This window comes from Bacillus sp. NEAU-Y102 (assembly GCF_054788175.1).
Map to the genome: position 1 here is coordinate 943,121 of NZ_JBTWFK010000001.1, position 13,705 is coordinate 956,825.

The window sequence follows — 13,705 nt, forward strand, 5'->3', positions numbered from 1 at the left end:
CCTTATTGAGGATAACCCATTTTTTATTCTTTACTTTCAAAAAAGAATTCGTATTGTATTTTATATAATTCATCATCCGTTGGCTCTTCAAGAGGAATTGCTTGTAAGACCACTGTATACTCACCATTTGGAATAGGTATTTGAAATTTATTTGAAAGAATACTCGTTATAACGATACTTTCATTTTCAACTGTAAAAGGAACCGTAATCGTTCTAATCACTTCTTCTTTTTCAATATGTTTCCCTGGGGTCACTTTCACTTCACAAGTATAATCAGAAAGTGCTTCAAAAATAACAGTTCCCTCTGCCTCAGCATAACCTCTTTCAAAATCTTCATCCGTCCAGTCTACATAAGGCTGCTCACCGTCATAGTTCATCAACATTAATTGCGAATAAGAAATTGTTAACTCCATAGTTCCCGTTCTCCTTCATTATGAAATGTACAACTACTACTTCACTTCAAATTTCACACGCGTACCATCTGGATATTTATCTAACTTATTCCCTACCCAAGAGCCTGCTCCGCGGTTATCCGCCGGACTTATATATTCAATATGTGCTCCTTTTCCGCCTTCCTTGCACATCGCCATTGGCCATTCATCACGATCATACCCTTTTTTTGAAGGATATGGTGCTAACGACAATTTCCTTCTATCTGCAGCACCACCACGATCGATTGTACAAACTTCTGAATGCCCTTCTTTTATAGCATCCGTAATATGTTTTCCTGTCTCTGGATAACGTTCTTTCGGAAATTCTAACACTTGATCATACGTATTCGTTTTCTTTACACTTGTTTCCTCTGGCACAAGTACTTCATAAACTGCTACTAAAATAGACAGAATTGCGATAATTGAAATGATAATACCTTTTAATTGCTTCATGTATACCTCCATGTTTCTACCAGTTTCTTTTTTCCTCCGTTATTATAACAAACTTCTCCTGTATATGTTTTCAGACATTATTTTAGTTATTCCTTGCCATTCCGCCAAAAACTTTCATTTTTTCACTAATGCTGTAGAAAACTAATAGCCTTCCGACATTCTTTTTCAAAGGAAGTCCCCATAAAAGATTGAAATGATATATACGATACTTTTTGGGGAGGAAATATCATGGAAGCTACTTATAAAACGAAAGATGTCACGAATAAAACAGGCATCCCAAAACATATAGTCCGCAAATATAGTCAACTGTTAGAGGAACATGGCTATATGATTTCTAAAACAGCTGATGCTCGTATTTATAAACTTGATGATTTAAAACTATTGAAATCTATACATGAAAGAGCTGCTACATTACAAGAAGATATTTCAGAAACGATACCGATTATTTTAAAAGAAAAAGAGGCCCCACCTGTACCAGTTATACAAGATAAGCAAGAGATACAACCGAAAGAAAAGGAAGATGGACGTAACTTTGAGGAATTCATGTTGAAACTTGAAATGCTAGCTCAATTAAATGAAGCAATTATTCATCAAAATTCTACTCTAATTACACAAAATCGTTTAAAGGATGAGAAACTAGATGAATTGATGCAACAAGTTTATGTAAAAGAAGGCTCTCAAGAAAAAATGCTTCAAGAGTTAGTCGAGCACGCCGCTCAAACAGATGCATTACAAAAAGAAAAGATGGACTTATTAATGAATCATATGTATAAACGAGAATCCAAACAGGAAGAAAAAATGAATAAACTTGTTAGTCAAATTTATAACAAGGACAGTAATCGTGATGCACAGCTTATGCAAGTTATTCGAGAAATTCAAGAAACAAAAAGAATGGTTGCTGCCTCAAAAGAGCAAAGTTTCTTTCAAACATTTAAAAGTTTATTTAGCCGAGCAAAACAAGAAAAAACAAATGAATAAGCAATATAAAATAAAAAGTTACCTTCCATCGGTAACTTTTATTCCTTATTTTGTACAGCTGGTAATATAATAATTGCTTCAGTGCCTTTTCCACTTTCACTCTTATATTCCAATGTACCATTATGCGCTTGTAAAATACTAAATGTTACCATAAGCCCTAATCCTGTCCCTTTTTCTTTTAAAGAATAATATGGTTGCCCCAGCCTTGCTAACTGTTCTTTCGTCATACCAACACCACTATCTTTAACTCTTATTATGATTGTTTCGTCTTTTTGAATAGCTGTTACTTTTAAATATCCTTTATTTCCTTGAATTGCTTCAATACCATTTTTAACAACATTCATAATAGCTTGCTTCAACTTTGTCTTATCACCAATCGTATAAAGACTTTCTGAAATTTCAACTTGTAAATATACACCTTGCATCGCTGCAAATGACGACATGAGAGTGGTCATTTCTATTAATTGGGCTGATAAACAAATGTGTTCTTTTTTCTCAATTTGCGGCCTTGCTAAATTCAAGTAATCTGAAATAATTTGTTCCGCCCGATCCAATTCAGCTAATACGAGACGCATATAATCCTTATTCTTCACATCTTCCGTACTTTCTAACAATTGGATAAATCCACGAACAACAGTAAGTGGATTTCGAACTTCATGTGCCACACTTGCTGCTAACTCACTTACAATATTAAGCTTTTCTGATTTTTGCATCTCTGTACGTAGCAATGCATTTTCGTTTAAATATTCAGTTAAATACACCTGAAATACCATTGTCATGACCATGATAAGCGAGGCAAATATAAATCCGCTATATATTTGCGAAATATACGGTGTAAATCCTGTTTCCAAAAGAACATTAATCATGCCTAATACTAAAGAAACAAGCACATAAAATGATGAAATCATAAATGCTAAAATTAATTTCTTATCCCTTGAAAAAAGAGACCATTTCTTTGATAAAAACAGCGGAACTATCAATAGAAATATTACTTCTAAAACTGGAAGAAAGCTCATTCCCTTTAGTAACCATTCATATGCAACAAAAATAACCGCTGGGATTAAACCAACAATCCCACCATATAAAAAACCACTGACAATTGGAATGGGGTGAAAGTTATACCCACACACATTGCCAAAACAAATAGAGTATGTCATGGAGAGAACGAGCGTAACGCTAGATAAAAACATAATAAAGTAACGATTTGGCTTCGGAGGCATTTCTTGATAGCGATTTAAACGAATCGCTTCATATAAAAATAGTGGCAAAATTATGATGGCAATTTGAATCAATAAATCACGGATAAGCTCCATAACCTCTCATCCCCTATATGTATTTTGATATGATTATATCATTTTATAGGTGTATTTGTTTTAAAATTTTGATTTTTCTTAACATATTTGTTAATTCTTTGTTAACAACTCATCATAATTGTTACAGATTTTCGAAATGATTGTAAACCCTGTACCAAATTTCCTTCGTGCAGTATACAATGAATACGGATTACAAAGAAAATATAAAAATACTTTTTTAGACGGACAACTATAGCAAAATACAGCATATAATCCATACTATCTATGTTTACAAATAAGTGATCATTACTTTAGTAGGAGGAAGATAAATATGGCGGGTACTACGCTTGTTTTAAAAGAAGAAAATTTGGTTGTTCTAGAAAATGTTGAAAAATCAGTATATGAAGAATTACAGCATAAAGCAGGAGATGAAAATTGCACATGTGCTGTGAACGAATCAGTTGTTCACCTTGGCAAGGTATCCTCTGTACTCTGGAATGAAGATGAAATAGATTGGGAATACGGATATTAAAAAGTCGCTTATAGCGGCTTTTTTCTCTTTTCTCTCTCTTTCTAAATTACATATACAAAGCGCGATCATAGAAAATATGATAAAATGAACTTAATTTTCAAACGGAAGAAAGGGAGATACAATGGAACAATTCATTAACCCTAGAGTGAAGGACATCCAAATTTCTGGAATCCGTCAATTCTCTAACATGATTCAAAACTATGATAATTTGATTTCTTTAACAATCGGACAACCCGATTTCCCTACACCTTCTCTCGTAAAAGAAGCTGCAAAACGGGCTATTACAGAAAACTATACAAGCTATACACATAACGCTGGTTTACTAGAATTACGCAAGGCAGCTTGTAACTTCGTAAAAGATAACTACGATTTACACTACTCACCTGAAAACGAAACCATCGTTACAATCGGTGCTAGCGAAGCAATTGATGTTACATTTCGAACGATTTTAGAGCCAGGAACAGAAGTAATTTTACCTGCTCCTATTTATCCAGGTTACGAACCTATTATTCGATTATGCGGTGCAACACCTATTTTTGTAGATGTTCGTAAAACTGGATTCCGTTTAACAGCTGAAGCGCTTAAAAATGCTATTACAGAAAAAACAAGATGTATCGTACTACCGTATCCTTCTAACCCGACCGGTGTAACTTTATCAACAGAAGAACTAAAAGATATTGTAGATGTTTTAAAAGACAAAAATATTTTCGTCCTTTCAGATGAAATTTATAGCGAGCTGGTATATGAACAAAAGCACACATCTATCGCTCATTTCCCAGAAATGCGTGAAAAGACAATTGTCATTAACGGTTTATCTAAATCACATTCTATGACTGGCTGGCGTGTTGGACTTTTATTTGCACCAAGCTATTTAGCTGGACACATATTAAAAGTTCATCAATACAATGTAACGTGTGCTACTTCAATCGCTCAATACGCTGCAATTGAAGCATTAACAGCAGCTAAAGACGCACCCAAAATGATGCGCCACCAATATAAAAAACGCCGTGATTACGTATATAATAGACTCACTCAAATGGGATTAACAGTTGAAAAGCCAACAGGTGCATTTTACTTATTCCCATATGTTGGTCATTTGACATCTTCATCATTTGATTTTGCACTTGATCTTGTCAAAGAAGCTGGACTAGCTGTAGTTCCTGGAACAGCATTCTCTGAATACGGTGAAGGCTACCTTCGCTTGTCCTATGCGTATAGTATTGAAACTTTAAAAGAAGGCTGCGACCGATTAGAAGCCTTTCTAAAGAAAAAAGCTAAGAGTTAAACTCTTAGCTTTTTTATGCATAATGATCACAAGTTTGACGTTTTAGTAATTTATGAGGAATAATGATACACTTTGCAGTGGATTCTGCATTCTCTACTTTATCAACTAAAGCTTTTGCTCCCTCATATCCCAGCTGATAAATATTCACATCAACTGTCGAAAGTGGAGGGCTCGCAATTTCTGATAATAAAGCATTATTAAAGCTTACAATAGAAACATCCTTCGGTACAACGAATCCTTTTTTAGAAAGAGCACTTAACACACCAAGTCCAATTAAGTCATCCGTTGCCATAATTGCCGTCGGCGGTTGCTGCAGTCCCATTAATTCCTCAACCGCTTGTTGACCACTTTCCCTCGAAAAATCAAAATGTAAAATATATTCTTTTGGTAATACAATGTCTGCTAATTTCAAGGCATCACTCATACCAGCTAAACGATCTCTCGTTACAAGTAAATCTGATCCACCACCAATGAACGCGATTTGCTTATGCCCTAATGAAATTAAATATTCTGCCACTTCTCTTGCAGCTGTATAATTGTCATTATCTACATATGTAATTTCATCTTTTCGATCATATGGTTTTCCTATTAAAACAAACGGGAAATTTTGTTCATGTAAATATTGAATAATCCGATCATTCTCTCTTGAATATAAAAGAATAATGCCACCAATTTGGCGTCCCTGTACCATCTTTACGACACCATTAAAAATTTCTTCTTCCGTTTCACCTGTCGACATGTAAAGCGCATAACCTTCTACGTGTGCAAATGAACTAATCCCTCTTATAACTTCTGGGAAAAATGGATTTTGAAAAGCTTTACTTGCAGAACTTGGCATAACAAGGCCAAGTGTTTTCGTCGTTTGGTTCGCAAGATTTCTCGCATTTAAATTAGGATGATACCCTAATTCACTCATTACTTTCCTAACACGGCGCTTTGTCTTTTCACTTATACTTGGATTATCAGCAATTACACGAGAAACTGTTGATGGTGCAACATTCGCTTGCTTCGCCACATCTTTAATTGTAACTGTCATAAAAATCCCCCTCCTCTCATTTCTCTGCCATTTTTCATATATTTTATCTCGCACTCATTGCAAGTCATAAATTTTTATTTCTTATATCTTGCAAAACTAATCCTATTCTCCCTCTTCATGTATTGTAAGGGATATAGCTATTTTTTCCTATACTATAATATACTATTTATTTGACATCTTTTCGCATGTGATGTCAAATCTCTTTTCATCTCCCTATAAAGTTATTTATGGGGAGATGAAAAGAAAAATGGGACGTAATGTCCCATTTTTCATCCTTTCGTACCTCCAGCTGTTAAACCGGAAACAAAATATTTTTGTAGTGATAGGAATAAAATTGAAATCGGGATCGCAATTAACACAGAACCCGCTGCAAACGTTGTAAATTCATTACCGAATTTCTTCGCAACCATTTCATATAATCCAACTGCCAAAGTATAATTTTCTGGTGTTCGCAAAATAATACTCGCTAAAATGAAATCTGTAAATGGACCAATGAAAGTAAATAACGCTACAACCGCTACGATTGGCTTTGCAAGTGGCATAATGATTTGCCAGAAAATACGGAAATGCCCTGCTCCATCCATTCGAGCTGATTCATCCAACTCTTTCGGAATCGTATCAAAATACCCTTTCATAAGCCATGTATTCATCGGAATTGCTCCGCCCACATAAATTAAAATTAATGCAAGATGTGTATCAAGTAATCCTGTTAACTGAGCTAATATATATAGTGCGATTAACGCTGCAAAATTCGGGATCATTTGCAAAATTAAAAATGTTAATAAACCATTCTTTCTTCCAACAAAACGATATCTCGAAAATGCATAAGCAGTAAAACTAATGGCTAGTACAGAGAAAATCATCGTCATTACGCTAACTTTCAAAGTATTTTTATACCAAAGTAAGTAATTACTTGAATCGAGATCAAGTAGCTTGCGATAATGATCTAATGTGGCATTTTTCGGAATAATACTTGACCCAGATAAACTATCCCCTGGATTAAACGATGAGCCAATTATCCATAGTAATGGATAGAAAATAATCGCACACATTATGAAGATAACTAAATAACTTAATGAAAGACGTAGCATCTTTTGTCGTTTAATATTCATTTACATCATATCCTCTTCTTGGAATGATTTTGTTCTCTTAAATTGCCATAACGCAACTGTAATAACAATTAACGATAAAATCATTGTAAGAGCTGCTGCTTTGCCGTACTGAGCCGAAGTCATCGTTAACTTATAGATCCATGAAATTAAAATATCCGTTCCACCTGCATTTTGTCCAGACACAGCAGGTCCTCCGTTATTAAATAGATAAATAATACTAAAATTATTAAAGTTAAACGTATATTGCGTAATTAATATTGGCGCTGTTGCATATAACACAAGTGGCAATGTAATTTTGCGGAACTGTTGCCAAGCAGTTGCTCCATCTACTGTAGCCGCTTCATATAATTCTCCTGGAATCGATTGCAATATACCTGTTGTCATTGCAAAGACGAACGGGAAACCAAGCCATGTTTGAATCATAATTAAAGCAATCTTTGACCAAAACGGGTCTGTCATCCAAGCAATCTTTTCAATCCCGAATAAAGCTAATACTTGGTTATTAATTGCTCCAAATGTTTCATTAAACATACCAGCAAATACAAGAATAGATACGAATGCTGGAACAGCCCACGGTAAAATAAAGATTGTTCGAATAATTGCCTTACCTTTAATACCAGGCTGATTTACGATAATCGCTAAAAAAATACCAAGTGCAACTTGTAATGTTGTTGCAACGAATGTCCAAATGACAGTCCAAGAAAATACACTTAAAAATGTATCTCTCCACATCGGTAATGTGAAAATATCAATAAAGTTTTTAAAACCCACCCAATCTACTAATTTAGCTGGAGGAGAATGATATAAATCATAGTTTGTAAATCCAATTAAAATTACGAAGATGATTGGAAATACGACAACAAAGATAAGTAGTAGAAAACCTGGTGAAACCATTAAATAAGGAAAGCCTTGATCTAACAAATTACGGTATTGCTCTTTTACAGAATTTAACGGTGTTCCTATATCACGTTTCTTTCCATTTTGATATGCATCATATAAGTTAAGTGCATATATGCCGAGCCCAAACGCGATAACGATAAGTGCCAAGATCCCTTCTACTAATAGAAAGACAGAATGGTCACGTGGAACTTCTGTACCGAGCGTTACAATGCCCCATAATCCCATATTTAATAAATCAGCAAAGGCTACAATAAATGAACCTGTTAATACTAGAAAAATAAGACCTTTTACAAATTGTTTATTATATATTTGGCCCATGCCCGGAATGATTGATAACACGGTTGCCATTTTCCTATGCTTTGAATGGTTTAACCCCTTTGCAGGTTCCATAGATGTTTGCATGTTCCTTCCCCCTTTTTTCTTCCCACATGGAAGGGAGAGAATTCGTGCCCCTCATATTAGAGGCACGAATTTCACCTTATTTTTTCTTACTATGATTTGCCTCAATATTACCTTTAATTTGTTTCACTGCACTATCAAGTGCGGATTTTGGTGCTTCTTTATCTGATACAACTAATTGAAGCGCATCCCCAGCTGGTTTCCAAACTTCCTGCATTTCTGGAATATTCGGCATTGGAATTCCATTTTCCGATTGCGTCGCAACCGCTTTTGCAGCCTCATTTTCTTTAATGATTGGATCTTCCATTACTGATTTTACTGGTGGAATTTCTTTCGTTTTCTCAAAGCGAATTTTAGCATTTTCTTCATTTGTAACCCACTCAGTAAATTTTGTAGCTAAATCATTTTGTTTAGAGAAGCTTGTTACATGCCATCCTTTTACACCAACGAACGTTTTCATCGGTTGACCATTTGGTAATTTTGGCATTGGAGCAACACCATAATCTATTCCAGCCTTTTCCATCGCTTGGAATGCCCATGGACCATTCATAATAGATGCTGCTTTTCCTTCATTAAACAATCCATCTGCAGCTGAACCACCAGATTCACCGATAATACCTTTCGGGAATAACTTTTCTTTGTACCATTTTTGAATATATTCAGCACCTTGTACCGCACCGCTATTATTTAATCCAATATCATTTGCATTTGGCTTTCCATCTTTTTCACCAAATACATAACCACCCATACCTGCCATAAATGCATTAGCGAAGTAGAAGTTATCTCCTAGTGCTAAAAATCCGTATTTTCCATCTTTCGTAAAGTCTTTTGAGAAGTTAAACAGTTCATCCATCGTTTCGGGTGCTTTTTGCATCATTTTTTTATTATAAATAAAGATTGGTGTTTCAATCGCTTTTGGTAAACCGTATATTTTTCCGTTATATGTTTGTGCTTCTATTGATAAATCTGTAAATTTACTTTTTACTGTATCATCTACTTTCACTTCTGAAAGTAGCCCTTCTGTTACCGCATTACCAATATGATCATGTGGCAATGTTACAACATCTGGCCCTGTGCCAGCTGGACCGTCGAGACGAAGTTTTTCTATTTGTTTCGTCATCTGAACCTCTTCAACTTTTACTTTCACATTATATTTCTTTTCAAAACTTTTCACCGCTGGCTCTAGACCCACACCTTTTTTCTCATCTTCCCAAACAAGAAGGTCATAGTCTTTTTTCGCTTTACTTTCCTCTTTTTTCCCTGAATCTTTCGGTCCACATGCAGATAACATACCAATAGATAATGCTGAAACCGTTAATAATGATAATGCTTTCTTCATCCCAAAAACCTCCCTAAATTGTCTATGTACCTCAGTAACTGAAAACGTTTGCATTTAATAGTTTAATTGAAGCGCAAACAATATCTCAAGTCTATGAAAACGTTTGCGCTATTTGTCTATCATTATACATTCTTTTATTCATTTTGCAAATATTAATTTAAAAATTATGTCATTATACTCTTTATACATTGACTTTATATGAAATGAATACTACTCTTATAAGCAATATTAAAGCTACGAGAAAGGCAATCGTTTGCAATATAGTCTTTATTATTACACTTAAGGGAATACTATGTATAGAGATATTGAAGGGGGATTTTCTATATGTTTAAAGAAGCCATTTATCATAGGCCGAAAGATAATTATGCATACGCTTATGATGAACAAACAATTCACATCCGAGTACGTACTAAGAGAGATGATATTCAAAGCGCCGATCTTATTTACGGTGATCCTTACGAATGGAAAGACGGGAAATGGATATCATCAAGTACACCCATGAAAAAAACGGGTTCTACTGCATTATTTGATTATTGGTCCATTTCAATCGAACCCAAATTTAAGCGCTTACGTTATGGGTTTGAATTAAAATCTGAAACAGACACTCTTATTTATACAGAGCGAGGATTCTTTTCTAACATTCCAAATGATGATGTTGGTAACTTTTTCTGTTTTCCATTTATTCATGCAGATGATGTATTCAAAGCACCATCTTGGATTAAAGACACCATTTGGTATCAGATTTTCCCTGAACGATTCGCTAATGGCGATAGTACGCTGAATCCAGAAAACACTCTTCCCTGGGGAAGTACGAATCCAACTCCAACTAATTTTTTCGGTGGAGATTTTGCTGGTGTTATTCAAAACCTTGATTACCTTGTTAAGCTTGGCATTTCCGGAATATATTTCACACCTATTTTCAAAGCTCATTCAAACCATAAATATGACACAATTGACTATATGGAAATTGATCCACAATTTGGGACGAAAGAAACTTTCAAAGAGCTCGTTGAAGAATGTCATAAGCACGGTATAAAAGTAATGCTCGATGCTGTGTTTAATCATAGTGGATACTTTTTCGAGAAATTTCAAGACGTACTAGAGAACGGTGAGAAGTCCGCATATAAAGAGTGGTTCCACATTCATGAATTCCCAATTATAACCGAGCCACTTCCAAATTATGATACTTTCGCCTTTACACCGTATATGCCTAAATTAAATACAGCTCATCCAGATGTAAAAGAATACTTACTTGAAGTAGGACGTTATTGGGTACGAGAATTTAATATAGATGGCTGGCGCCTTGATGTCGCAAATGAAGTCGATCACAATTTTTGGAGAGAATTCCGAACTGAAATAAAGACATTAAATCCTGAAGTATATATTTTGGGAGAAATTTGGCACGATGCCCTTCCATGGCTACAAGGCGATCAATTTGATGCTGTCATGAGCTACCCTGTTACAAACGCTCTACTTTCTTACTTTGCTAACGATTCCATTAAAGCAAGTGAGTTCATGAAGCAAATTACAGAATCTCTACATTCCTACTCTATGAATGTAAATGAAGCAGCCTTTCATTTATTAGATAGCCATGATACTCCAAGAATTTTAACAACATGCAACGGAGATAAAAATAAGTTGAAATTGCTCTATGTATTCCATCTTTCTTTCATCGGCTCTCCATGCATTTATTACGGAGATGAAATCGGCATGGATGGTGGTATGGACCCCGATTGCCGTAAATGTATGATTTGGGATACTAAAGAACAAGATCATGCATTATTTACACATATACAAACATTGATTTCATTACGAAAACAACATGAAGCTTTTGGAGGACATGGTACTTTTCAATTCATCGAAGCAAATGATGAACATAATTATATTTCTTATACGAAAACATATGAGGATGAAACTATCTTTTTCGTTTTAAACCCTACTAATAGTGAAGTTACAGTTTCACTCCCTCTTCATGTTACTGGTAAGAAAATAATTAACATTTATACAAATGAAGAATTTTCAGCGGAAGCAAGTGTATTACAAGTTACACTTCCTCCATATGGATTCTCCATATTAAAATGGTAATCCAAAAAATCCTTATGCCAAGGTGGCATAAGGATTTTTCTTATTTCAATTTGAATACTATCGCTTCATACGGACGTAATGTAATGTTATCTATCGATCCGATTTCTACATCGTAATTGTGTATAAATAATTCTGATTCACTATAACTAATATCCTCAGGCATTTCAAATACACTTTCATCCGCAGTAAAGTTTGCAATAACAAGTAGTTTTTCGTCTCCATATGTTCTTACATAAGCAAAAACAGAAGGATTATTCTCTAATATTAAATCATATGATCCATATACAACTATTTCATTATTTTTGCGTAGCTCAATTAATTTCTTATAGTAATAAAAAATTGAACCTTCATCTTGGATTGCTTGTTTCACATTAATCTCTTTATAGTTAGGATTTACAGTAATCCAAGGTTCACCTGTTGTAAATCCAGCGTGATTCTGATCATCCCACTGCATCGGAGTTCTAGCATTATCACGACCCTTTATATAAATAGACTCCATTACTTTTTCTATATCTTCACCATGGTCTATCACTTTTTCTTTATACATATTTAACGTTTCAATATCTCGATATTCATCAATTGATTGGAATCGAACGTTCGTCATTCCGATTTCTTCACCTTGATAAATATATGGCGTTCCCTTCATCATATGAAGAACTGTCGCTAACATTTTTGCTGATTCAATGCGATACATTCCATCGTTACCAAAACGAGATACAACGCGAGGCTGATCATGGTTATTCCAATAAAGGCTATTCCATCCGGTATGCTCTAATGCTTTTTGCCACTTTGTCAAATTCTCTTTTAAAGTAAGAAGTGAGCATGGTTTTACATCCCACTTTCCACCTTCTCCTGAATCTAAATCCATATGTTCAAATTGGAATACCATTTGCAACTCTTTTCGTTCTTCTCCAGTATACAATTTGGCTTCTTCTGTCGTTACACCTGGCATCTCACCAACCGTCATAATATCATAATGCGATAATACTTCCTCATTCATTTCATGCAAATATTTATGAATGTTTGGACCGTTCATAAAATGTTTATGACCTGAAACATAGCCATCTTCATCTGTTTCAACAGTTGGTAATCCTTCTTCTTTAGAAATAAAATTGATCACATCCATGCGGAATCCATCAATTCCTTTTTCTAACCAAAACTTCATCATCTCATAAACATCTTGTCTTACCTTTTCATTATCCCAGTTTAAATCCGGCTGTTTTTTAGAAAACAGATGTAAATAATATTCATCCGTCATTTCATCGTACTTCCATGCAGACCCACTAAAAGCAGCTCCCCAGTTGTTCGGTTCTTTCCCTTCTTTTCCAGGACGCCATATATAGTAATCTCTATATTTATTATCTTTTGATTTACGTGATTCAATAAACCACTTATGTTCATCAGATGTATGATTAACAACTAAATCCATCATCAATTTCATATTACGTTCATGCATTTCATGTAATAGCTCATCCCAATCTTCCATTGTTCCGAACTCGTTCATAATCTTACAATAATCGCTTATATCATAACCATTATCATCATTTGGAGATTCATAGACTGGTGATAACCAAATCACATCAATCCCTAACTCTTTTAAATAATCTAGCTTTGAAATAATCCCTTGAAGATCTCCTATACCATCACCGTTACTATCCATAAAGCTACGAGGATAAATTTGATATACTACGCTTTCTTTCCACCATTGTTTTTCCATTATGCTACCCCATTTCATTCATAATTCATTTTTCTCTTTTTTAAGGCGCAAACGTTTTCATTAATGAATGATAACAGATTCTATCTCAATTTAAAATAGCGCTTACAATTTTTATTGTTCTTTTTCTAAGAAAACATACGAAAATT

Annotated in this window: 12 protein-coding genes; 4 read left to right on the forward strand and 8 right to left on the reverse strand. The window is 34.6% G+C overall.

What is annotated here, in order from left to right; all coding sequences use genetic code 11:
• Positions 1 to 23: 23 nt before the first annotated feature.
• Positions 24 to 413: a competence protein ComJ gene (locus tag ACYFX0_RS04580; RefSeq protein WP_000424022.1), complete on the reverse strand. Its 390-nt coding sequence runs from the start codon at positions 411 to 413 to the stop codon at positions 24 to 26.
• Positions 414 to 449: 36 nt separating this feature from the next.
• Complete coding sequence (nucA, locus tag ACYFX0_RS04585) at positions 450 to 884, reverse strand: DNA-entry nuclease (RefSeq protein ID WP_000811494.1); 435 nt, start codon at positions 882 to 884, stop codon at positions 450 to 452.
• A gap of 228 nt (positions 885 to 1,112) precedes the next feature.
• On the opposite strand from nucA, the gene ACYFX0_RS04590 reads away from it, so the two are divergent.
• A complete protein-coding gene (locus ACYFX0_RS04590; RefSeq protein ID WP_000388468.1) occupies positions 1,113 to 1,862 on the forward strand; it encodes a DUF3967 domain-containing protein in 750 nt (249 codons plus the stop codon).
• A gap of 38 nt (positions 1,863 to 1,900) precedes the next feature.
• On the opposite strand, the gene kinB is transcribed toward ACYFX0_RS04590, so the two are convergent.
• Complete coding sequence (gene kinB / locus ACYFX0_RS04595) at positions 1,901 to 3,175, reverse strand: sporulation sensor histidine kinase KinB (protein WP_000420369.1); 1,275 nt, start codon at positions 3,173 to 3,175, stop codon at positions 1,901 to 1,903.
• A gap of 310 nt (positions 3,176 to 3,485) precedes the next feature.
• Between kinB and ACYFX0_RS04600 the strand changes: the two genes are divergently transcribed.
• Entirely contained in the window at positions 3,486 to 3,686 is a 201-nt protein-coding gene (locus ACYFX0_RS04600) for a hypothetical protein (RefSeq protein ID WP_000929277.1), read from the forward strand.
• A 121-nt stretch (positions 3,687 to 3,807) separates the two neighbouring features.
• Positions 3,808 to 4,971, forward strand: coding sequence for an aminotransferase A (locus ACYFX0_RS04605; protein ID WP_000434586.1), 1,164 nt, complete (start codon positions 3,808 to 3,810; stop codon positions 4,969 to 4,971).
• 13 nt (positions 4,972 to 4,984) lie between these two features.
• Here the strand turns inward: ACYFX0_RS04605 and malR are convergent, their stop codons facing one another.
• The 4 genes from malR to ACYFX0_RS04625 form a co-directional block, all read right to left on the reverse strand.
• A complete protein-coding gene (gene malR, locus ACYFX0_RS04610; RefSeq protein WP_000219054.1) occupies positions 4,985 to 6,007 on the reverse strand; it encodes a maltose operon transcriptional repressor MalR in 1,023 nt (340 codons plus the stop codon).
• A 269-nt stretch (positions 6,008 to 6,276) separates the two neighbouring features.
• Entirely contained in the window at positions 6,277 to 7,119 is an 843-nt protein-coding gene (gene malD / locus ACYFX0_RS04615; protein WP_001022600.1) for a maltosaccharide ABC transporter permease MalD, read from the reverse strand.
• Positions 7,120 to 8,421 carry a maltosaccharide ABC transporter permease MalC gene (gene malC, locus ACYFX0_RS04620; RefSeq protein WP_460269938.1) on the reverse strand — a complete coding sequence of 434 codons (1,302 nt, stop codon included), beginning with the start codon at positions 8,419 to 8,421 and terminating at the stop codon, positions 7,120 to 7,122.
• A 76-nt stretch (positions 8,422 to 8,497) separates the two neighbouring features.
• Positions 8,498 to 9,757 (reverse strand): extracellular solute-binding protein, encoded by a 1,260-nt coding sequence (locus ACYFX0_RS04625; RefSeq protein WP_000709931.1) that lies wholly within the window; start codon positions 9,755 to 9,757, stop codon positions 8,498 to 8,500.
• Between the two features lie 324 nt (positions 9,758 to 10,081).
• Here ACYFX0_RS04625 and ACYFX0_RS04630 point away from each other — a divergent pair, with 324 nt between their 5' ends.
• A complete protein-coding gene (locus ACYFX0_RS04630) occupies positions 10,082 to 11,842 on the forward strand; it encodes an alpha-glycosidase (protein WP_000471787.1) in 1,761 nt (586 codons plus the stop codon).
• Between the two features lie 40 nt (positions 11,843 to 11,882).
• Here the strand turns inward: ACYFX0_RS04630 and malL are convergent, their stop codons facing one another.
• Positions 11,883 to 13,559 carry an oligo-1,6-glucosidase gene (gene malL, locus ACYFX0_RS04635; RefSeq protein WP_000415168.1) on the reverse strand — a complete coding sequence of 559 codons (1,677 nt, stop codon included), beginning with the start codon at positions 13,557 to 13,559 and terminating at the stop codon, positions 11,883 to 11,885.
• Positions 13,560 to 13,705 lie beyond the last annotated feature (146 nt).

Coding starts and splice junctions, on each gene's coding strand:
- kinB (WP_000420369.1), bottom strand. CDS start 3,175: ATGGAGCTTATCCGTGATTTATTGATTCAAATTGCCATCATAATTTTG.
- ACYFX0_RS04580 (WP_000424022.1), bottom strand. CDS start 413: ATGGAGTTAACAATTTCTTATTCGCAATTAATGTTGATGAACTATGAC.
- malD (WP_001022600.1), bottom strand. CDS start 7,119: ATGAATATTAAACGACAAAAGATGCTACGTCTTTCATTAAGTTATTTA.
- ACYFX0_RS04590 (WP_000388468.1), top strand. CDS start 1,113: ATGGAAGCTACTTATAAAACGAAAGATGTCACGAATAAAACAGGCATC.
- malL (WP_000415168.1), bottom strand. CDS start 13,559: ATGGAAAAACAATGGTGGAAAGAAAGCGTAGTATATCAAATTTATCCT.
- malR (WP_000219054.1), bottom strand. CDS start 6,007: ATGACAGTTACAATTAAAGATGTGGCGAAGCAAGCGAATGTTGCACCA.
- ACYFX0_RS04600 (WP_000929277.1), top strand. CDS start 3,486: ATGGCGGGTACTACGCTTGTTTTAAAAGAAGAAAATTTGGTTGTTCTA.
- ACYFX0_RS04630 (WP_000471787.1), top strand. CDS start 10,082: ATGTTTAAAGAAGCCATTTATCATAGGCCGAAAGATAATTATGCATAC.
- nucA (WP_000811494.1), bottom strand. CDS start 884: ATGAAGCAATTAAAAGGTATTATCATTTCAATTATCGCAATTCTGTCT.
- ACYFX0_RS04605 (WP_000434586.1), top strand. CDS start 3,808: ATGGAACAATTCATTAACCCTAGAGTGAAGGACATCCAAATTTCTGGA.
- ACYFX0_RS04625 (WP_000709931.1), bottom strand. CDS start 9,757: ATGAAGAAAGCATTATCATTATTAACGGTTTCAGCATTATCTATTGGT.
- malC (WP_460269938.1), bottom strand. CDS start 8,421: ATGCAAACATCTATGGAACCTGCAAAGGGGTTAAACCATTCAAAGCAT.